The 20,234-nt window shown below is 63.8% G+C and carries 21 protein-coding genes; 4 read left to right on the top strand and 17 right to left on the bottom strand.

Annotated elements, in window-relative coordinates:
- The first annotated feature begins 79 nt into the window (after positions 1-79).
- Positions 80-1,738 (top strand): magnesium-protoporphyrin IX monomethyl ester anaerobic oxidative cyclase, encoded by a 1,659-nt coding sequence (bchE, locus tag A3OO_RS0105510; protein WP_018406835.1) that lies wholly within the window; start codon positions 80-82, stop codon positions 1,736-1,738.
- Positions 1,719-2,333, top strand: a complete 615-nt coding sequence (bchJ, locus tag A3OO_RS0105505) for a bacteriochlorophyll 4-vinyl reductase (protein WP_018406834.1) — start codon at positions 1,719-1,721, stop codon at positions 2,331-2,333. The genes bchE and bchJ overlap by 20 nt, the downstream gene beginning before the upstream one ends.
- Positions 2,334-2,428: 95 nt before the next feature.
- Here bchJ and A3OO_RS0105500 read toward each other — a convergent pair whose 3' ends face one another.
- From A3OO_RS0105500 to A3OO_RS0105440, 13 genes are all read right to left on the bottom strand, one after another.
- Positions 2,429-2,686 (bottom strand): hypothetical protein, encoded by a 258-nt coding sequence (locus A3OO_RS0105500; RefSeq protein WP_239755188.1) that lies wholly within the window; start codon positions 2,684-2,686, stop codon positions 2,429-2,431.
- A gap of 218 nt (positions 2,687-2,904) precedes the next feature.
- Entirely contained in the window at positions 2,905-3,927 is a 1,023-nt protein-coding gene (gene pufC, locus A3OO_RS0105495; RefSeq protein WP_018406832.1) for a photosynthetic reaction center cytochrome PufC, read from the bottom strand.
- On the bottom strand, positions 3,924-4,901 hold the full coding sequence (pufM, locus tag A3OO_RS0105490; protein ID WP_018406831.1) for a photosynthetic reaction center subunit M: 978 nt from the start codon (positions 4,899-4,901) through the stop codon (positions 3,924-3,926). Before pufM ends, pufC begins: the two co-directional genes overlap by 4 nt.
- An 18-nt stretch (positions 4,902-4,919) precedes the next feature.
- Positions 4,920-5,744, bottom strand: a complete 825-nt coding sequence (pufL, locus tag A3OO_RS0105485; RefSeq protein ID WP_018406830.1) for a photosynthetic reaction center subunit L — start codon at positions 5,742-5,744, stop codon at positions 4,920-4,922.
- 94 nt (positions 5,745-5,838) lie between these two features.
- Positions 5,839-6,036 (bottom strand): light-harvesting antenna LH1, alpha subunit, encoded by a 198-nt coding sequence (gene pufA, locus A3OO_RS21165; protein ID WP_018406829.1) that lies wholly within the window; start codon positions 6,034-6,036, stop codon positions 5,839-5,841.
- A 12-nt stretch (positions 6,037-6,048) separates the two neighbouring features.
- Positions 6,049-6,273, bottom strand: coding sequence for a light-harvesting antenna LH1, beta subunit (pufB, locus tag A3OO_RS0105475; RefSeq protein WP_026222719.1), 225 nt, complete (start codon positions 6,271-6,273; stop codon positions 6,049-6,051).
- A gap of 63 nt (positions 6,274-6,336) precedes the next feature.
- The gene (locus A3OO_RS0105470) at positions 6,337-6,612 is read right to left on the bottom strand and encodes a hypothetical protein (protein WP_156824761.1); all 276 of its coding nucleotides are present in this window, start codon (positions 6,610-6,612) and stop codon (positions 6,337-6,339) included.
- 55 nt (positions 6,613-6,667) lie between these two features.
- Positions 6,668-8,125, bottom strand: a complete 1,458-nt coding sequence (bchZ, locus tag A3OO_RS0105465; protein WP_018406826.1) for a chlorophyllide a reductase subunit Z — start codon at positions 8,123-8,125, stop codon at positions 6,668-6,670.
- Positions 8,119-9,660, bottom strand: a complete 1,542-nt coding sequence (gene bchY / locus A3OO_RS0105460) for a chlorophyllide a reductase subunit Y (RefSeq protein ID WP_018406825.1) — start codon at positions 9,658-9,660, stop codon at positions 8,119-8,121. Before bchY ends, bchZ begins: the two co-directional genes overlap by 7 nt.
- A 12-nt stretch (positions 9,661-9,672) precedes the next feature.
- Positions 9,673-10,689 carry a chlorophyllide a reductase iron protein subunit X gene (locus A3OO_RS0105455; protein ID WP_018406824.1) on the bottom strand — a complete coding sequence of 339 codons (1,017 nt, stop codon included), beginning with the start codon at positions 10,687-10,689 and terminating at the stop codon, positions 9,673-9,675.
- Complete coding sequence (bchC, locus tag A3OO_RS0105450) at positions 10,686-11,624, bottom strand: chlorophyll synthesis pathway protein BchC (protein ID WP_026222718.1); 939 nt, start codon at positions 11,622-11,624, stop codon at positions 10,686-10,688. The genes A3OO_RS0105455 and bchC overlap by 4 nt, the downstream gene beginning before the upstream one ends.
- 95 nt (positions 11,625-11,719) lie before the next feature.
- Entirely contained in the window at positions 11,720-12,853 is a 1,134-nt protein-coding gene (locus tag A3OO_RS0105445) for a methyltransferase (RefSeq protein WP_018406822.1), read from the bottom strand.
- 11 nt (positions 12,854-12,864) lie between these two features.
- Positions 12,865-13,734, bottom strand: a complete 870-nt coding sequence (locus A3OO_RS0105440) for a polyprenyl synthetase family protein (protein WP_018406821.1) — start codon at positions 13,732-13,734, stop codon at positions 12,865-12,867.
- Positions 13,735-13,883: 149 nt separating this feature from the next.
- Here A3OO_RS0105440 and crtD point away from each other — a divergent pair, with 149 nt between their 5' ends.
- Positions 13,884-15,419 carry a 1-hydroxycarotenoid 3,4-desaturase CrtD gene (gene crtD, locus A3OO_RS0105435; RefSeq protein ID WP_018406820.1) on the top strand — a complete coding sequence of 512 codons (1,536 nt, stop codon included), beginning with the start codon at positions 13,884-13,886 and terminating at the stop codon, positions 15,417-15,419.
- A gap of 20 nt (positions 15,420-15,439) precedes the next feature.
- Positions 15,440-16,270, top strand: coding sequence for a hypothetical protein (locus tag A3OO_RS0105430; protein WP_018406819.1), 831 nt, complete (start codon positions 15,440-15,442; stop codon positions 16,268-16,270).
- A gap of 12 nt (positions 16,271-16,282) precedes the next feature.
- On the opposite strand, the gene A3OO_RS23480 is transcribed toward A3OO_RS0105430, so the two are convergent.
- The 4 genes from A3OO_RS23480 to A3OO_RS0105410 all read right to left on the bottom strand — a co-directional run bounded on the left by A3OO_RS23480 (position 16,283) and on the right by A3OO_RS0105410 (position 20,032).
- A complete protein-coding gene (locus A3OO_RS23480; protein WP_018406818.1) occupies positions 16,283-16,426 on the bottom strand; it encodes a hypothetical protein in 144 nt (47 codons plus the stop codon).
- A 3-nt stretch (positions 16,427-16,429) separates the two neighbouring features.
- Complete coding sequence (locus A3OO_RS0105420) at positions 16,430-17,476, bottom strand: phytoene/squalene synthase family protein (RefSeq protein ID WP_018406817.1); 1,047 nt, start codon at positions 17,474-17,476, stop codon at positions 16,430-16,432.
- Positions 17,457-18,986, bottom strand: a complete 1,530-nt coding sequence (locus tag A3OO_RS0105415; protein WP_026222716.1) for a phytoene desaturase — start codon at positions 18,984-18,986, stop codon at positions 17,457-17,459. The genes A3OO_RS0105420 and A3OO_RS0105415 overlap by 20 nt, the downstream gene beginning before the upstream one ends.
- An 83-nt stretch (positions 18,987-19,069) precedes the next feature.
- The gene (locus A3OO_RS0105410; RefSeq protein ID WP_018406815.1) at positions 19,070-20,032 is read right to left on the bottom strand and encodes a PDR/VanB family oxidoreductase; all 963 of its coding nucleotides are present in this window, start codon (positions 20,030-20,032) and stop codon (positions 19,070-19,072) included.
- Between the last annotated feature and the right edge of the window lie 202 nt (positions 20,033-20,234).

Below are 20,234 nucleotides of genomic sequence, written 5' to 3'. Positions count from 1 at the left end.
GCCCTGAAATGTCAATCCCCGTTGCAAAACGTCAAGTATGATTTACGATCAGTGCAATTGAACGTCGGAAAGGGAAAGCATGCGCATCCTTTTCATTCATCCGAATTATCATTCCGGCGGCGCCGAGATCGCCGGCAATTGGCCGCCGGCTTGGGTGGCCTATCTTTCCGGCGCACTCAAGAAGGCCGGCTACGCCGACATCAAATTCATCGATGCGATGACCTTCGACATCGGCGAAGAGGATTTGCGCAGAGAGATCTCTGACTATGCGCCCGATATCGTCGGCGTCACCTCGATCACGCCGTCGATCTACAAGGCGGAGCGCGTGCTGCAGATCGCCAAGGAGGCCTCGCCCGGAGCCATCGCCGTGCTCGGCGGCGTCCATGCGACCTTCATGTACGGTCAGGTGCTCGCCGAGGCGCCGTGGATCGACGCGATCGTGCGCGGCGAAGGCGAGGAAATCATCGTCGATCTTGTGCGCACGATCGACGAAGGCGGCTGGCCTGCACAACGCGACGCCATCAAGGGCATCGCATATGCACAGGACGGCAAGGCGGTCGCGACCGCCGCGGCGCCGACGGTGAAGGACATCGATTCCATCGTCGCCGACTGGAGCCTGCTGAATTGGGACAAATACAGTTACATCCCGCTCGGCGTGAAGGTCGCCATTCCCAATATGGCGCGTGGCTGTCCCTTTACCTGCAGCTTCTGCAGCCAGTGGAAGTTCTGGCGGGATTACCGCATTCGCGACCCGAAGAAAGTCGTCGATGAGATCGAGACGCTGATGCGCGATCACGGCGTCGGCTTCTTCATCCTCGCCGACGAGGAGCCGACGATCAACAAGAAGAAATTCGTCGCCTTCTGTCAGGAGCTGATCGACCGCAAGCTCAATATTCTCTGGGGTATCAACACCCGCGTCACCGACATTTTGCGCGATGAAGCGCTCCTGCCCTTCTACCGCAAAGCGGGATTGATCCATGTTTCGCTTGGCACCGAGGCGGCGGCGCAACTAAAGCTCGATCTCTTCAACAAGGAAACGACCGTCGCGCAGAATAAGAAGGCGATCGAGCTGCTGCGCAGCGCCGGCATCGTCGTCGAGGCGCAATTCATCGTCGGCCTCGAAAACGAGACGGCGGAAACGCTGGAAGAAACCTATCAGATGGCGCGGGACTGGAAGCCGGACCTCGCCAACTGGTCGATGTATACGCCCTGGCCGTTCTCCGATCTCTTCAAGGAGCTTGGGGACAAGGTCGAAATCTTCGATTATGAAAAATACAATTTCGTCACGCCGATCATCAAACCGCAGGCGATGGACCGCGGCGAACTGCTCGATCGGGTGATGAACAATTATCGTCGCTTCTACATGAAGAAGGCGCTGTTCTCCTATCCATGGGCGGGCAGCGGACAGCGACGACGCTATCTCCTCGGCTGCCTCAAGGCCTTCCTCAAGGCCGGCTTTGAGCGCAAATTCTATGATCTCGGCAAAGTCGACTATTGGGGACCGCAGTCGCGCTCCAAAGTGAAGTTCAACTTCGACGCGACGCGCCGGCGCGCCGCCGACGAGGACGTCGAGTGGCAGGTCACGCATAAGCGCCCCGCCAGCACGATGCATGAGGCGGCGCAGGCCATGGCCTGCGGCGGCGGCAAGGAACAGCTCGTCGAGCAGGCGGACGACGCGCCGTTCGAGCCGGCCATCATGCGCGAATCGGCGACGCCGCATGAGCATCGCGCGCGCTGAAGGCGAGACGGCGCGCCTCGGTCTGATCGGACCGAACGCCATCACGCAAATGGCGGCGGCGCTGTCCAACGCATGCGGCGCGCCGCTGCGCCGCGACATTTTTGAAGACGCGGGACTTGCGCGCTATCTCTGCGCGCCGCCGACGCAAATGATTTCCGAAGACGACGTCGCGCGGCTGCATCGGGCGGCGATTGACCGTCTCGGCGAAACGAAAGCCGCCGAGATCTCGCGCGAGGCGGGACGGCGCACCGGCGATTATCTTCTCGCCAACCGCATTCCCGCATTGGCCCAACGCGTTCTGAAGATCACGCCGCGTCCGCTCGCGGCGCGCATTCTCGTCGCGGCGATCGCGCGCCATGCCTGGACGTTTTCAGGCAGCGGCGAATTCTCCTATAAATTCGCGCCGCATCTGCGCTTACGCATCGCCCGTTCGCCGATCTGCAAAGGGCTTTGCACAGAGGCGCCGGCCTGCACCTATTTCGCCGCGACCTTTGAGCGTGTGTTCGGTGAAATGCTCGGGCCTTCACTGAGAGTCACGGAAACAGAATGCGCGGCGACGGGCGCCGCGGCCTGCGTCTTCGAGGCGCGCTGGTAAGCGCCTCCCGCTTGGCGAGCGAACCGAACCAATCCATTAGCCGCTCTGCCCTGGATGGCTTCGTCGCTTACGCTCCTCGCAATGGCGGCGCGCTTTTAGCTCCCGGCCGGCACGAGCCAGTCTTCGGCTGGCGCATAGCCTTCGCCCACCGCCTTGCGATAATGCATCGTGAAGCCGCTGATCGCTTTCCGCAATGCGTCGCCTGGGGTATCCGCCTCCGACGCGCAGCTCCAAAAGGGGCTCGGCTGACGCGGCGTTTTAATCGCGTGGCTCAGGCGAAACGCTGTCCGCGATCCCCAGGTCCGCCGCAATCGAATGGTGACGACGGTCTCGAGCGTTCCGATGCGAATCATATAGGCGCCTTCGTCGTCTTGCCTTTGAACGACGCTGACGCAATCATCTTGAAGCGCGCTTTCCACTGTGCACACGGCGTCATCCTCCCTGCTTTGCGCCCAGCGAAACGAAAGCAAAGCACCAAACTGCCGGTATTGAGACGTGCGCGACCATCGTTGTCAAAAATGGCTAAAAAGCGCCCGGCCGATGTGGCCGTCGGCCGGGCGAAAGCCGACGGTCAGCGCGCGGCTTTGCCGCCGAGCTCGGGGAAGTCTTTCAACAGGCTCTGACCATAAAGCGGTTTGCTCACGCCCTGATGACAGGTCCCGCAATTCGCCTTCGGGCTGTCACCAAGCGGGCCTAACCTATTGGCGGGATAGAGCGATTTTAGCGTTTCGAGATAGACCGCGTTCACCTCGCGCATCATCTGCAAGCCGTTCCAGGCGGCCGTGCGCTGCGGCGCGCTCTGCGACCAATCCAGGAATGCGCGGCTATTGTGACAGAAGGTGCAATTAACGCCGAGCGCTTGTGACATGTGCATCATCAGCGCGTAGCTCTGCTCGGTTTGCTGGATGGAGGCGCCCTGCGTGGTCGGCAAGGCGGTTTTGCCCACGACGCGAATATTATCGTCGCCGAGCAGATGCGGCGTGAACGGATCGACGGGAAGCGCCGTCGTTCCATTCGACGTCGATGGATGGCCGAAACCATAGTTATGCGCCGCCATGCCGCCAGCGTGCCGCGCGCCCGGATTTTCGTACCAGACGTTTTTGGGCACAGGCTGGCCGCGATGACAGGTGTAACAGGTTACGCCGACATCGCCGACATGCGACGTCCATTCCTTGTTGATGTCACGCGTCATTGCAATCATGCGCCGGGCAACGATCTTGGTGTAAATCCCGTCGTCGGCGAGATCGTCGGTGTGGCAATAGGCGCAGCCCTGGTCGGGCGACACCCATTGCGTGATGGCGACCATCAGACGGTTGAACTCATCCGTGCTGAGGTCGGTCAGCACTTTCACGTTCTTGTAGGCGCTGGTCGCGCGCTCGCCCGAGGGCGACGCCTTGTCGATCGGCGCCGGCAAAGCGTTGGCCGCTTCCAGAATGCGCTTGTTCTGAGCGCTGATGAGCTGCTCCTGGCCCGTGCCGCGGTAGCCGGTTTGTGTGCTGATGATCGGCGGGCGAACCCATCCGGGGGTGAACAGCATGGCGACCGTGAGCAACGTCGCCACGACGATGCCGAGGAGAGAGAAAGCCAGTCTCATGGCGCGCCTCCCGTGGTGAGCGCAGGATCGACGACCGGCGCGAAGACATGCGGATATTCCGGCGCAATGCCATGCAGCACGCCCCAGAGATACCAATTGTCGACGACGGTGCCGGTAAGGAGAATGCCAATGCCGCCGCTCAACGGGCACAGCACGGCGAACCACCAGGCCCAGCGGTGGATCGACTCCATCGTTGCGTTGAAGCCCATCGTCCAGCGCCAGAACAGCGCCGCACGCTCTGAGGCGGTGCCGCGATCGATGATCTGCTCGATCTCGCGCTCGCCGCCGAAGCGCCCGACCGCCAGAATCGTCGCGCCATGCATGGCGAAAAGCAGCGCCGATCCATAGAGGAAGGCGATCGAGAGCATGTGGAACGGATTGTAGAAGAGATTGCCGTAGCGGATTGAAAAGGCCGCGGTCCAATCCAGATGCGGGAAAATGCCGAACGGCACCGCCTCACTCCAGCTGCCCATCAGCAGCGGACGAATGAAGCCCAGCACCAGATAGAGCCAGATCGCTGAAAGAAAGGCCCATGCGGTGTGCGTGCCGAGACCCAAGGCCCGCGCCCGGCGATACATGCGCCACCACCACAGCAACACGGATGACGTTAGGAAGAAGCCGGCGAACAGCCACCACCCGCCCTCGCTGAGCGGCGGAAAGATCTTGATTCCATATTGCGGCTTGGGCGGTTCAAGCGCCAGCCACGGCAATTGCCGCACGAATTGCACCGGATCCCAATTCACCGACGCCCACATGTTGAGGCCGATGATTTCGAAGGCGATGAATCCGAAGACAAGCGACAGCGTGCCGAGATAGCCGAGATAGATCGGCCCGATCTGCGCATTGCCGATGCGACCGAGAAGATGGGAAAACGTCGCCCAACTCGTTCGCTTCATTCCCGGAACGGGAACGCCGGGGTGCGGCGCATCGGCGCGGACCTGAACCTGCGTAAAAATGTTCTGATAATAGGCCACGGTTCGTCTCCCTACGCGTTAGCGCCAGACGGGAAGATTGAGCCACCAGTTCCACCACTCGGGCCAGCCGCGAGTCCAGAACGGGCCGCTGATGATCATGCACACCGCGCTCCAGAATGCGGAGGACACCGCCAGAAACAGGCCGAGCCGATGAATGCCGAGCGTGCCGATGGAGTAGCCGATCGAGTCGCGGAAGAAGGTGTCTTCGTGTTCGGGCGTCTTCACGGCCTCGCCCTTGCCGGGATTGGTCGCCGATAGCACCAGCGCGCCGTGCAGCGACAAGGCGAAACATGTCGCGAAGAAGAACGACACCGCGATCATATGCGCGGGATTGTAGTGAAAATGCAGATACTGGTAGCCGGTGTTCGACACCCAATCGAGATGACTGATGATGCCGTAGGGGAAGCCGAAGCCCCAGGCGCCCAGCAGTAGCGGACGAATCACGACGAGCGACACATAGGCGAAGATCGCGAAGCCGAATGCGATGGGCACGTGATAGTTCATGCCGAGCTTGCGACAGATTTCGACCTGGCGCAGCGCCCATGAAATGAAAGCGCCGGTTGCGCAGAAGGTGATGATCTGCCAGAGCCCGCCTTCCTTCAGCGGCGCGAGCGCCAGACCATATTTAAGATCGGGCGGGGCGATGTTGATCTGCCAGATGTTCCAGGTCGGGCCCATCGCCGCGCCCCAGATGATCAGCGCCGTGCCCAGCGCCGAGAGGATGATCGTCGTCACGCCGAAAAAGCCGACGTAAAACGGGCCGACCCAGAAATCGAAGAGGTCGCCGCCGATGAGCGTGCCGCCGCGCACGCGATATTTTCGCTCGAAACTCAGCAGGGCCATGGCCGCGCCTCCCTCGGATGCCAGTCAAATTGTCTGCGTCCGCGGGCGGAAGCGAAACGCGTCCGTCCGCAGCGCGTGATGTGCGTCGAACCGATCAGCCGAATGCGGCGGGCGGGCCGCCGGGAATCGTCTGTTCGATCTGTCCTGTGCGCGCGGGACGCGGTCCTTCCAGCCAGTTGAAGCGGTCGGTGCTGAGCAGAATGAAATGAATCAGCAGCGCCAGCGTGAACAGGAAGGTAAAGAGCGCGACCAGCGTGCGACGCGGATCGAAAAGCAGCCATACTTTGTGCATGCCGATCTCCTATCAGCCGAGGAGCGACAGCGCCGCATGAGCGGCGTTCGTCACGCCGTCGAGCAGAGCGTAGCCCTTCGGACCCGGCAACCAGGGCCGCCAGAACCACACCAGCACATGCGCGATGATCGCGATGAAGGTGAAGATCAGGAAGCTCCTGACGAAGAGGCTATGAAATTCCATAGCCTCCGGCTCTGTCAGACCTGACAGAGAACTCCTTTCTCTCTCGATGGCCATCTATTGACCTCCGTTAGAATTGCCGCGCACGCCTTACGCGGCGGTAGCATCGCAACCCGAAAGTCACGACAGGCGTTCCGCCCGGCTTTCCCGGGCGAAGCTCTGCAACATGGCGCGCGCGATCAAGGCGTAGGAGATCACGATCAGCATGTTCTCGCGCGCTTCGGCGACGACCGACGCGGTCGATGGGTGCGGCGCTTCGCCATGGCTGCGCGCGCGCTGCAAAAGGCGCTGCGCCGCCGTCGCGACAAGGAACGCCGGGAACAGCACGCCGAGCAGCAGCTGGAATTTGAATTCGGTCGCGCGAAAATCGGGCGTCGAATAGATCGCGGAACTCATGGCTTCTCCTTCCATGCGAGAACGAGAGTTTTCACCGGCGTCGGTCTGCGCTGCGTCATGCGCCCCGCCCTTCCATCACCAAATCGCGGGCGCGTTCGACGCGCGCCGCCGTCACCATGTCGTCGCCGGCGCTGCGCGCCGCGCGTTCGGCGGCGTCGCGCAGGCGTTTGGCCGCAGAGATGCGCACCAGCAGCGGCGTCGCTTCCACGAGATCGTCAAGCATCGATTTCGCGGCGTCATCCCAGGCGATTTCGCGATGCAGCCGCGCGGGAGTCGGCTCGACTTTGTCGAGCTCAGTCCCGAGCGGCAGAATGTTGAAGAGCGCATCGAACAGCGCGTTGCAGACTTCCTGCACGAGATAGACGGCGCCCGAATAACCCATGAAGGGCGTGCCGGCATGGCGCCGGATGATCGCGCCGGGGAAGGACGCCGGAATATAGATTGAGCGTCCGCCGGCTTCCGCCGCATACATGCGCTCATTGTAGCTGCCGAAGAGAACGAGCGGCGGCGTCTCCTTCACCGCCTTGCGCACCGCCGCGTTGTCGGTCTTCTCGCCCGGGCGCCGGCTGACGGCGAAGGCGCAGGGCAGACCCATTTCATCTTCGAGGAAATGCCGCACGCCGCGCGCATAGGTCTCTTTCGCGACGATGCCGAATGTGGCGGCGCCGAAGAAATCCTGCGTCACCGATCGCCACAGATCCCACAGCGGCTTGATCGTCGTGTGTTTCTCGCGTTCGATGAACGGCTCGGGATCGAGACCCAGTTCCTGCCCGAGCGTGCGCAGAAATTTCGTCGTGCTGTGCAGCCCGATCGGCGCCTGGAGATATGGACGCTCCAGCGCCTCGCAAAGATGGCGGCCGAACTCGCGATACATGCAGATGTTGACGTCGGCGTCCGCGAGTTTCGGCGTGTCGGCGATATGGCTGCCAAGCGGAAAGACCATGTTGATCTCGGCGCCGATCCCTTCGACGAGCCGCTTCATTTCCGCAAGATCGGACGGCATGTTGAAGACGCCGTAGCAGGGGCCGATGATGTTGACGCGGGGCTTCTCGCCGGCTGCGCGCGCTTTGCGCTTCGGAGCCTTGCCTTTCTTCGGGCCATATTCGCTCCAGAGCCAGCTCATCGCGCGATTGGCGCACTGCCACTGATCCTCGTCGATCGTGCGCGGCAGAAAGCGCTGAATGCCGGTGCCTTCGGGCGTCACGCCGCCGCCGATCATTTCGGCGATCGAGCCGGTGACGACGACGCTCGGCAAATCGGGATCAAGCGTCGCGTGGGCGCGTTTCATCGCGCCCTCGGTGCCGTGGCGCCCGAGTTCTTCTTCGGACAGTCCGGTGACGACGATCGGAAGCTCATGCGGCGGCAGGGCGTCGGTGTAATGCAGCACCGAGGTGACGGGCAGATTTTCACAGCCGACAGGACCGTCGATGACGACCTGCAGGCCTTTGATCGCCGTGAAGACATAGACGGCGCCCCAATAGCCGCCGGCGCGATCGTGATCGAGGACTAGCATGCGCCCATCTCCTCGATGGGCTTCGCCGCGGTTTTCGCGCGCTGCTTCTTAGCGAACTCGGGACGGTCCCGCGGAACGTCCTGCCAGACTCCGGCCGCGAATCCCTTGCCCACGCCTTCGAAGAAGTCATTCATTTCGTCGAAGCGCGCCCGATTTGCGATCGCCGTGTTGACGACTTTTGCAAGCGAACCGGCGCCGGCGACTCCCATTAACGGGCGTGCGGAGATGAGATTGGTGAAATAGAGCGCCGGCGTCGCATTCTGCTTCGCCTTCTGCACCACCGGCGTCGTTCCGATGGCGAGATCGGGCTTGAATTCGTCGAAGGCGGCGAAGTCCTGTTCGAGCGAGGCGCGAAACTGCACATGCACGCCTTTCGCTTCGAGCCAGTCGCGGTCGGCCTCGGAAAAGCGCGTGCGCGCACAGGCCGTGCCGACATAGCGAAGATCGGCGCCGGATTCGACGAGCAGGCGTCCGACGAGCAGCTCGGAGCCTTCATAGCCGGAGAGCGTCACGCGTCCGGAGATCGGGGCCGCTGACAGGGCGCCTTTTATTGCGGGCAGCAGACGGTTCTTCGCCGCGTCGATTGTTTCGCGCGCGACGTTGCAAGCTGCGCCGATCGCCTCGAGCCAGGCGGCCGTTCCGTCGTGACCGACGGGCGCCGAGCCCACCACGGCGCGCCCGGCGGCTTCGAATTCGCGCACGCAGGAGGCATAGAACGGATGAATCGCGGCGACCGCGGCGCAATCCAGCGCGCCATAAAGTTCGCGCCATTCGCGCGTCGGCGTCACCGGGCCGGCGGCGAGGCCCATGAGATCCAGCATCGCGCCGATCTGCATCGGATCGGCGGGGAACATTTCGCCGAGCAAGGAGATGGTCGGCTTGCCCGCGCGAGGCGCGCGAGGCGCCTGAACGGGTCCCTGCTCCGCCTCGAGCCGCGCGAAACGCAACATGGCGCCGGCGAGCACATCCTTTGCCTCGGCATGCGTCGGCACGCCAAAGCCCGGCACGTCAATGCCGATAACGCGCACGCCGTTGATCTCTTTCGGCAGGAGGCGCAGCGGCACGCCCGACGCCGTCGGCACGCAGAGATTGATGACGACGATTGCGTCATACGTCTCAGGATCGGCGAGGGCGTGAACCGCGTCGCGAATGTCCTCGAACAGTTTGCCGGTGACGAGCGTCTCGGAATTGAACGGCACATAGCCGACGGTCCGTTTCGCGCCATAGAAATGCGACGTAAAGGTGAGGCCGTAAACGCAGCAGGCCGAGCCTGAAAGCACCATCGCCGTGCGGCGCATGCGCAGGCCGACGCGGAGCGATCCGAAGGCGGGACACATGCTCTGCGGCTGATCATGCGGGCCTTGCGGATAGTCTTTCGCATATTGACCGAGCGTGTCACTCATGCCGGCGGCTTCGGCGGCGGAACGCAGCCTCTCCTTGCCTGCATGACAGCCGAGCCCATCCGTCTGCAGCGCCGCGGCGGCGACATCATTCGCCGTGTCGAGAGCGACCGTGTTGGAGCCGAGATTATCCATCGTTCGCTTCCCTCAGATCGCTTCGTAGACGACTTCGAGAGAGGGTTTTTGCGTCAGCGTTCCGCCGCACATGTCCTGCGGCGTCGCAGGCTCGAGCACGACGTCGCGTCCGACGGCTTCGCCGGAGAAAAGGCCGAGCAGTTCGTCCTGCGTCAGCGGCGTCGGACGATGCGCCTTCGCGTCTGCGACATTTGCGGCGAGTTCGGCGAACAGCGCGCCCCAGCGTCCATCGGGACGGCCGATGATTTCGTAATTCGCGCTCTTGCGGCGGATGTCGTCGTCGGCCGGGATTGACGCCAGAATCGGAATGCCGGCGGCTTTTGCAAAGGCCTGCGCTTCGCCGGTGCCGTCGTCCTTGTTGATGACGAGGCCGCCGACGCCGACATTGCCGCCGAGCTTATGGAAATATTCCACCGCCGAGCAGACATTGTTGGCGACATAGAGCGACTGCAGATCATTCGAGCCGACGACGATGACCTTCTGGCACATGTCGCGCGCGATCGGCAGGCCGAAGCCGCCGCAGACCACGTCGCCGAGGAAGTCCAGCAGAACGTAGTCAAATCCCCATTCATGGAAGCCGAGCTTTTCCAAAAGCTCGAAACCGTGAATGATGCCGCGTCCGCCACAACCGCGTCCGACCTCCGGCCCGCCGAGCTCCATGGCGAAGACGCCGTCGCGCTTGAAGCAGACGTCGCCGATCGCGACCTGATCGCCTGCGAGCTTTTTCTTTGTCGATGTTTCGATGATCGTTGGGCAGGCGCGTCCGCCAAACAGCAGCGAGGTCGTGTCGCTCTTTGGATCACAGCCGATGAGCAGCACTTTCTTTCCCTGCTGCGCCATCATGTAGGAGAGATTGGCGAGGGTGAAGCTCTTGCCGATGCCGCCCTTGCCGTAGATCGCGATGATTTGTGTGTCTTTGGTCGCGGTCGTCGGCGCCGGATCTGGTTCTATTGCGGCTTCCTCGCGCAGAAGATGCGCGGGCGGATTGGCGAGTTCGTCGGCGGTGAGAAAGCCTTGCGCGTCATTCATGCTACCGCTCTCCAATCGAGAACCATTTTCAGACAGCGCGGATCGTCGAAGGCGATCGGATAGGCGTCTCGCGCCTGCAGCGCGAAGCGTCGATGCGTGATCAGCCCTTCGAGCGAAAGGCGTCCGTCTTCGACGAGATCAATGACGGTCTTGAGGTCGCCGGGGCGCCACTGGGCCGCGACCCGCAGGCGCGCCTCGCGCATGAAGGCGGGCGGAAAGGCGAAAGCGAGGGGACGCTCATAAAAGCCGGCGAGAACGATTTCGCCGCCAGGCGCGAGACGCGCGATGAGAGCATCGAGGATCGTCGGATCGCCGCTGACGTCATAGATCACGCGATAGTCGCGGCGCGCATCTTCCTCGGGCGTCGTCACGAGATAGGCTTCTGCGTCTTCGGCGCGTTGCGGGTCGCGCTCCCACACGGTCGGCGCGCCGCCGGCGGCGACGGAAAGACGCGCGAGCAACCGTCCAAGGACCCCGTGTCCGACAATGAGCTCGGCGCCTTGCGCCGCGACGTCGCCGCGCGCGTGTTGCGCGGTCGCTGCGAGCGCAAGCAGCACGCCTCTGTCGCCAAGCTCTCTGGGAATAGCGGCGACGCGAGCGCCTTTAACGACAAGATGCGAGGCGGCGCCGCCAAACAGTCCGCGAACGGCGCCGTAGCAGGTCGCTCCCGGCGCAAAGACGCGCTGACCGACGCTATAGCCGCTGTCAGGACCCGCTTCGACGATTTCGCCGACGGTCTCGTAGCCGGGGACGAGCGGATAGCCCATCCCCGGGAAGTCGGGCATGCGCCCGCTATAGAGGAGCCGCTCGGTGCCGGTGCTGATTCCGCTCCAGGCGGTTTCGACCACGACGTCATCGGCGCCGGGCGCGTCGAGCGGTAAGCGGCTGAGCGCCAGCCTTCCGGGCTCTTCAAGGACGATGGCGAGCGCTTCCAATTTCATCGGCCTTTCGCGGCATGCGCTTGGGGCGACGTAAACCTACCCCGACATTCTGTCAGTTTATAAAGACAGAATAAAACGTCAAGTAAATATTACACTCGGCGCGCGGTCAGAACGCTGGCAAAGAGCGGACGCGGCGATTTGAGGAGGCGAATGCGTTCAAAACCAGAGGCTTGGAGAAGCTGAATCATTTCAGCGCGGCGGCGGGGGCGGCCGCTGCCCATCGCCAGCAAATAGAACCCGAAATAGGCGTCGCCGATCGCTTCGGCACCGGGCGTCTGCGCCATAGGTTCGGCGACGAGCAGCGTTCCGCCCGGCGGCAGCGCCGCGTAGGCGGCGCGCAGCGCGGCAAGGGCTTTGTCGTCGTCGTGATCATGCAGGACGCGAATGAGCGTGACGACGTCGGCGCCTTGAGGCGGCGGCGCTTCGAGAAAGCTGCCGGCGTGGATTTCGACCCGCGACAGCCCTTGCGACGCAAGCAGGCGGCGCGCTCGCGCAGCCACCGGCGGCAGATCGAAGAGCTTCAGCTGCAGCGCCGGGTGGCGGGCGGCGACGACGGAGAGGAAGGCGCCCTCGCCGCCGCCGATGTCGAGCAGACATCGGTGGCGGCCGAGCGGATAGGTGTCGAGCACGTCTTGCGCGATGAGCTTTTGCGAGCGCGCCATCAGCTCGCTATAGGCGCCGCACGCCGCCTCATCCCCGGCGGCGCCTTGGGCGTAGGGCCAGAATGCCGAGAGCCGCGTCGCCGTTTCGCCGCGCAGCAGCGCGACCGGGTCGCGCAGATCGTCGTAAAGCAGCGTGTGATGCTCGACAAAGACGGCGACCGAAGGATTGCCGAGCATCGAGGCGCCAAGATCATCGAGGGCGAAGCGATCACCAGGCAGCGCGCGCAAGAGCTTGAGGGACGCCGCGGCGCGCAGCAGCCGATGCGCGGCCTCGGGCGAGAGAGGGAGCCGCGAAGCGATCTCGCTTACATCCTGCGGGCCGGCCGCGAGCGTCTCAAAGAGGCGCAGCCGCACGCAGGCGAGCAGGATCTGCGAATAGACGAAGCCGGCGCAAAGGTCGAAGAGCGCCTTGGCGCGGCGCTGGGCGATGAAACGCGTGAACGGCGAGACCGCCGCCCAGCGCTGGAATCGCGGGTCGGCGACGAGGCCGTTGCGCCAGTTGAGCCAGCGTTCGCGCCAGGCGGCACGACCGCCAGGCGCAGGATGCAATGCGGCCGACATCGGCGGGCCGCTCAGGCGGCCTCGCGGGCGAGCTGTTTGGGAAAGAACAGCGCCGTTTGCGCCTTGATCAGCATGCGGAGATCCGCGGCCCCGGGGCAATCGGGAATCGACTCCACTGCGGCCCTGACCAGCTCCTCGAGCCTCGCCTTGGCGCCGCCGACGCCGAGCTGCGCCGCCGCGTTGGGGCGCAGGCGCACGGCGTCCTGGCCGATGGGCTTGCCGAGTTCGTCAGCGTCGCACAGCACGTCGCGCAGATCGTCCGCGACCTGATAGGCCTCGCCGAGTTTGTCGCCGAGCATGCGCCAGGGCTCGGCGTCAACGCCGGCGGCGGCCGCGCCGGCACGCGTCGCGGCGACGAACAGCGCGCCAGTCTTCGCGCGCTGGTAATCGGCGAGCGGCACGGCGACTTCGCATTCCCAGGCCTGCCCGGCGACGATGCCGCCGGGCGATCCGACCGCCTCCGTGACGATGCCGAGAAGCGTCGCCATCCGGGCGGGGTCGCGCGCCGCGACCGGCCGAAGCGTCGCAAAGGCGTGAACGATGAGCGCGTCGCCGGTCAGCACTGCGAGGGGCGCGCCATATTCGGCGTGGACAGAGGCCTTGCCGCGACGCAGGGCGGAATCGTCGAAACAGGGCAGATCATCGTGGACGAGCGAGGCGCAGTGCAAAAGTTCGATCGCCGCCGCGGCGGCGTCGGCCGACTCCGGATCGGCGTCGCCGCAGGCGCCGGCCACGGCAAGGCAAAGCTGAGGGCGGATGCGGTGGCCTGCGGGAAATACGGCGTAGCGCAGCGCCGACGCCAGCAGCGGCGGGGCGCCGGGACCTTGCGCCAGCGCCACGGCGCGGTCGAGCGCCTGTTCGATACGGTCGGCAATTTGCATGGCCCGCCTCCGCTATGTAATGTTTCGTGGTCTTCATTTATGTCAATATAGATTGACACAAGCTGGAAGTTCGATCAACTCTTTTTCCGACGTGGCGATGCAGTGGCGCGACGCTCGTGCGCAGCTGTCTGCGGTCAGGATGGAATCGAATGAGAACGCATCGCGTCGTCGTCATCGGCGCTGGCATCGGCGGGCTCGTTTCCGCGCTGTTGCTCTCGGCGCGCGGTTTCGACGTCACCGTGCTCGAGCGCGCGCAGTCTCCCGGCGGCAAGATGCGGGAGATCGAAGCGGGCGGCGTAGCGCTCGACGCTGGGCCCACGGTCATGACAATGCGATGGGTCTTCGATCAAATCTTTGATGACGCCGACGCCGATTTTTCCGATCGCGTAAAGCTGCTTCGCCTGGAGACGCTTGCGCGCCACGCTTGGAGCCAAAGCGAAAGGCTGGATCTCTTCGCCGATCCGGCGCGCAGTTTCGACGCCATCCACGCTTTCGCCGGCAAAAGAGAAGCCGAAGGTTTCGCGCGCTTCTGCGCGCGCGCGCGCGGCATCTACGAGACGCTGCGCGACTCCTTCATTCTCGCGCAACGGCCGAGCCCAATCGATCTCGTGCGCCGCGCCGGCGTCTCCGGCCTTGCCAATCTCACGCGCATTTCGCCCTTTGCGTCGATGTGGGATGAACTCGGCAAATATTTTGGCGATCCGCGGCTGCGCCAGCTGTTCGGGCGCTACGCGACCTATTGCGGCTCGTCGCCGTTTTTGGCGCCGGCGACTCTGATGCTCGTCGCGCATGTCGAGATGGACGGCGTCTGGCGCGTCGAAGGCGGCATGCATCGACTCGCCGTCGCGCTTGCCGATCTCGCTCGCGACCGCGGCGCGCGGATTTTCTATGGACAAAGCGCAAAACGCATTCTCGTCGAGGGCGGGCGCGCCACGGGCGTCGAGACCGACCAGGGCGAGATCATCAGCGCCGATGCGGTGGTGATGAACGGCGACGCCGGCGCGCTGCGCGCGGGACTTCTCGGCGCGCCCGCGATCGCCGCGCTGAACAGCGCGACGCGCGCGCAGCCGTCGCTTTCGGCCGTGACATTCGCCATGCGTGCGCGGGTTCGCGGCTTTCCCCTCGCCCATCACAATGTGTTCTTCTCGCGCGACTACCGCGCCGAATTCGACGACATCTTCCGCGATCGACGACTGCCCCGCGCGCCGACGGTCTATGTGTGCGCGCAGGATCGCGGCGACGACGACTCACGTCCAGGCGCTGAAAGGTTGTTCGCGCTTGTCAACGCGCCCGCCGTCGATGGCGCAGGAGAACTTTCGACTGAGGAGTTACGCCAATGCGAGGAAAGGACCTTTCGATTTCTCGCCCACTGTGGTCTCGACATCCAGGCGCCGCGGCAGGCGATCACGCGCACGGCGCCCAGGGATTTCGCGCAGCTCTTCCCGGCGACTGGCGGAGCGATCTACGGCCAGGCGTCGCACGGCTGGATGGCCTCCTTCACGCGGCCGGGGTCGCGCACGCTTCTTCCGGGTCTATATCTCGCGGGCGGCAGCGCGCATCCGGGCCCGGGCGTGCCGATGGCGGCGATCTCGGGTCGTCTCGCTGCGAAGAGTCTGATGGCGGACCTTGCTTCGACGCGGCCGTTGCGCCGAGCGGCTATCGCTGGTGGTATGTCGATGCGCTGAGCGATGATGGCGAATACGGTGTGACAGTCATCGCCTTCATCGGCAGCGTCTTCTCGCCCTATTACGCCTGGTCGGGATGGGCCGACCCCTTCAATCATTGCGCCGTCAATGTCGCGCTTTATGGCCCGCGCGGCGCGCGCTGGGCGATGACCGAACGTGGCCGCAAAAGTCTCAAACGCACGCGCGACGTTCTCTTGATCGGACCGAGCTCGCTGGAATGGCGCGACGGCGCGCTGACAATTCGCGTCAACGAGATTGCGGCGCCCCTGCCCAAACCGATCCGCGGCGAAATTGTTGTGAAGCCTCTGGCGATCAACACGAAGGAATTCTCGCTGGAGAGCAAGGGCAATCATATCTGGCGGCCGATCGCGCCCGTTGCGCGCGTGTCGCTTGATCTCGATGCGCCAGACCTGCGCTGGAAAGGCCACGGCTATTTCGACACGAACGCCGGCGACGAGCCGCTCGAAAGGGCCTTTGCTTTTTGGACATGGTCGCGCGCCAATATCGGCGACGACGCCGCAATCCTCTACGACGCCGAGCGACGCCGCGAAGCTCCGCTGTCGCTCGCCTTGCGATTCAGCGCATCGGGCGAGATGGAGACGCTCGACCCTCCGCCCCTCGCGCCGCTGCCTTTGACGAAATGGCGCGTCCAACGCCGCACGCGCGCCGATGATGGAGTCGCGCAGGCGCTGCGCAGCTTCGAGGACGCGCCCTTCTATTCCCGCTCGCTTGTTGCGGCGAAGTTTCGGGGCGAAACGATCCATTGGGTGAACGAGAGCCTGTCGCTCGATCGCTTCGCGAATCCGCTCATCCGGCTGATGCTGCCGTTCCGGATGCCGCGCCGCGCCTGACGCCGCGCAAGATCAGCCTCTCTCGTCAGGCTTCGACTGTTCGTCGCGCAGGCGCTTTCTTGCCTTCTCCAGCGACCACAATTGCCAGACGCAGAGGCCGATCACTACGCCGAAAGAAAATACCAGTTCGACCACACCGAAGTAGTCATCAAACATCTGCTAGTCGCCATAGCGTTCGGCCCGCTCCAAACGTTCAAACATTTCGAGCACGCGCAGAAACTGCGGCAGGGCGCCGTCGTCCGCCTCGCGCAGCGGGCGGACCGGATGCCGCGCAACTGCTTCGATCAAAAACATCGCGGCGTCGAGCGGCGCTAATGGCGCACCGTCTGAAAGCCAGGGCGATGCGATGCTGGCCCTCGCAACCAGCGCAAGCTTTCGAGCGCCGCCGACGCGCGCGCGATGCGTGATCGAATCGAGCGCGTAGCGCGACGTGAGTTCGCGCCCGATTTCGGCGTAAAGCAGCGCGGCGGCGAGAATGGCGGGCCGGCATGGAAGCGGAAGTTGCGCAATGCCGCGCCGCGCGCGCGCATAGAGCGCGTCGGCTTCGCATAGCAGCCGCGCGACGACGCCTTTGAGCGCCGGCGTTGCGTTTGGGCGCGCGAGGAACCCTTCAGGATCGACGCCCGCCTCGCGCAGCCAGCAAAGCGGCAGATAGAGCCGGCCGGCGCGCGCGTCCTCGCCGGCGTCGCGCGCGATGTTGGTCAGTTGCATGGCGATCCCGAGATCGCACGCCCGAGCCAATGTCTGCGGTTCGCGCACGCCCATCATCAACGTCATCATCACGCCGACGGTACCGGCGACGCGCGCGGCGTAATCGAAGAGTTCATCGAGCGTCTCATAGCGGCGCCCTTCGGCGTCCCATGCGAGGCCATCAAGCAGCGCCTCCGGCACGGCGCGCGGAATGGCGTAACGGCGCACGAGATCCGCCATAGCGCGGTCCGCGGCGACGGGATTGGGACGGCCCTCATAGGCGCCTGCCAATCTCTCCCGCAGCCGTTCCAAGGCGGAAAAGGAGCCGCCTTCGACATCGACGGCGTCGTCCGAGAGACGACAGAAGGCGTAAAGACCATAGGCCGGCGCGCGCACGCGGCTCGGCAAGATCAACGAGGCCGCAAAGAAAGAACGCGACCCCTGTCTGATCGCTTCACGACAGGCGGCATAATCCTCTCGCGCAGCAAGCGCGGGGTCAGGCGAAGACGGAAGCATCGGGCGCCACCTTGTCGAGTATCCGCGCCGACGACAGAACGCCCGGCAGTCCGGCGCCGGGGTGCGTGCCCGCCCCGACCAAGAAAAGATTGCGCACGTCCTCGCTCGCATTATGCGGGCGGAACCAAGCGCTTTGCGTCAGTATCGGCTCCAGTCCGAAGGCTGCGCCGTGGAAGGCGTTGAGCTCCGCTTCGAAACTCAGCGGAGTCGCAACGCGCGACGTCACGATGTCCGAAGTGAGACCCGGAAGGATCGTCGCTTCGAGCGCCTGCGCGATGTTCTGGCGATAGCGCTCCGCGAGCGCTGACCAGTCCTGGCCGCCTTCGAGATTGGGCACGGGCGAAAGAACGTAAAACGTATCGCAGCCAGGCGGCGCCAGCGACGGATCGGTCGCCGTTGGCCGATGCAGATACAGGCTGAAATCTTCGGAGAGGGTCTTGTGGTGAAAGATGTCCTTCAGCAGCTCGCGATAACGCGGCCCGAGCAGAATCGTATGATGCGCGACGTCCTCATATCTGCGCCGCACGCCGAAATACCAGAGGAAGAGTCCCATCGAATAGCTGGCGCGATCGAGCTTGCGATCGCTCCACCGACGCCGAGCGGAAGCAGGCAAAAGATAGCGATAGGTCCAGGCTGAGTCGGCGTTCGAAACCACGATGTCGGAGTCGATGCGCTCGCCAGACGCCAGTTGCACGCCCTTGGCGACGCCCTTCTCGACGATGATGGAGCCGACCTCCGCATTACAGCGCATCTCGCCGCCCTGGCGATCAATAAGACCGACGAGACCAGAGACCAGACTGCCCGTGCCGCCCATCGCGAAATGCACGCCCCAACGCTTTTCCAGCGCCGCGATCAGACAATAAATCGCGCTGGCGCGGAACGGGCTGCCGCCGATGAGCAGCGGATGGAAGCTGAAGATTGTGCGCAACCGCTCGTCGCGAAAGAATTGCGACACGAGCCCATAGACACTGCGGTAGCCCTGAAGGCGGATGAGATCGCCGGCGATGCGCGCCATGTCGAGCGGCGACGAGAACGGAACATCGCCAAGCTCTTCGAAACCGATGCGACAGATCTCTCGGCTTTTGTCCATGAAGCGCGTGAAGCCGTCGACGTCCTGCGGCGAGAAGCGGGCGACCTCGGCCCGCATCGCATCCATATCGCCGCTGTAGTTGAAGCAGGCGCCGTCGTCGAAACGGATGCGATAAAAGGGCGACATCGGCCGCAATTCGATATCGTCGGCCATCTGGCGCCCGCAGAGCGTCCAAAGCTCTTCGAAAAGGAAGGGCGCCGTGATGATCGTCGGCCCGGCGTCGAACGTAAATCCATCTTGACGATAGACAGAGGCGCGGCCGCCGGGGGCATCGCGCTTTTCCAGAACGGTGACGCTGTAGCCGCGCGCGCCCAGCCGGATCGCGGCGGCAAGGCCCCCAAAGCCGCTGCCGATCACGACGGCGCGGGGCTTCCTCCCGGTGGCCGCCGCCAAGCGGGGTCGCTCAGCTAGTGTCAACATAAGTAGACACTAGCGCGGTCAGGCGCAACGATCAAGGGTGTGCGATGGGCCGCGTCTACGCCATAGAGCGCCCGCCGGCAGCCTTACAAATTCAGCACCAGCAGGTCGCTCTTGGCGCGCGAGACGCAGGCCAGGAAAAAGCCGTCCGCCTTTTCCTGATCCGAGAGACGCTTGTCGCGATGGTCCGCCTCGCCTTCGATGACCTGGATCTTGCAGGTTCCGCACATGCCCTGTTCGCAGGACGTCGGAATCTTCACGCCCTGCTCCTCGAGGAAAGCCGTGACGGTCTTGTCACCGGGGACTTTATAAACGGCGCCGGTGCTGGCGATCTTGACTTCGAAGACCTTGTCGAGCACAGCGGGCGGCACTTTCGCGGTGAATCTTTCGACGTGAATCCGCTCCTTCGCCCAACCTTTCTGCTCGGCGAGGTGGATGATCGGATCCTGCCACCAATCCACGCCGCAGATGAAGAGCTGCGTCTCTTCTGGTTGGTCCTGCAGAAGTGTCACTGGATTGAGCAGCTGATTGAGCTCGCTCGCCTCAAAATAAAATTTCGAATTCTCCGCGAAATTCGATGTCGCGATCATCTCGCTGAATGAACCCGGCGACATCATTGCGTAGACGTAGTGCAGATCGAAGGGAATGTCCTGGCGCTTGAGATGGTCGGCGATGCTCAGGATCGGCGTCACGCCGATGCCTCGCGCCATCAAGATCGCGCGCTTCGTTTGCCGCGGCACGCGAAACCGATTTCTCGGCAAGCCCACCTGCAATTTGTCGCCGACATTCACCTGCGTATGCAGCGCCTTGGAGCCGCCGCGACTGTTGGCGTCGTTCCACACGCCAATGACGTAGCGATGGCGTTCCGTGGCGCTGTTGCACAAGGAATATTGCCGCACCAAACCGCCGGGAAGCGTGACGTCGACATGCGCGCCAGGCGAGAAGGTCGGCAGTTCAGCACCGGTGGGATCGACCAGTTCGAACGAGGCCATATTGTGGGCCTCCTCGCTCTTCTTGGCCACAATCACTTCACGCAGAGTTTCGTCCATCGCGTCGTCCGATCAAGATGCGGAACAGAGCGCAGAAAGTAGCAAGAAGCATACCCTTGGGGTCGCCGCAGACCCGAGCCGCGGCGAACCGACAATGTCACCTATCGGCCAAAAGCCCCGCGTTGCGTCTCCACTGTCGTCGCGGTCTTGTGCGACATTCTTCCTCGCTATCTGGGCGCACTCCTTCCCGGGCCTGTAGAGG

This window comes from Methylocystis rosea SV97 (assembly GCF_000372845.1).
Classification (GTDB): Bacteria; Pseudomonadota; Alphaproteobacteria; order Rhizobiales; family Beijerinckiaceae; genus Methylocystis; species Methylocystis rosea.
Note: the sequence above shows the minus strand (reverse complement) of the source record. Positions and strands in the feature narration are given on the sequence as shown.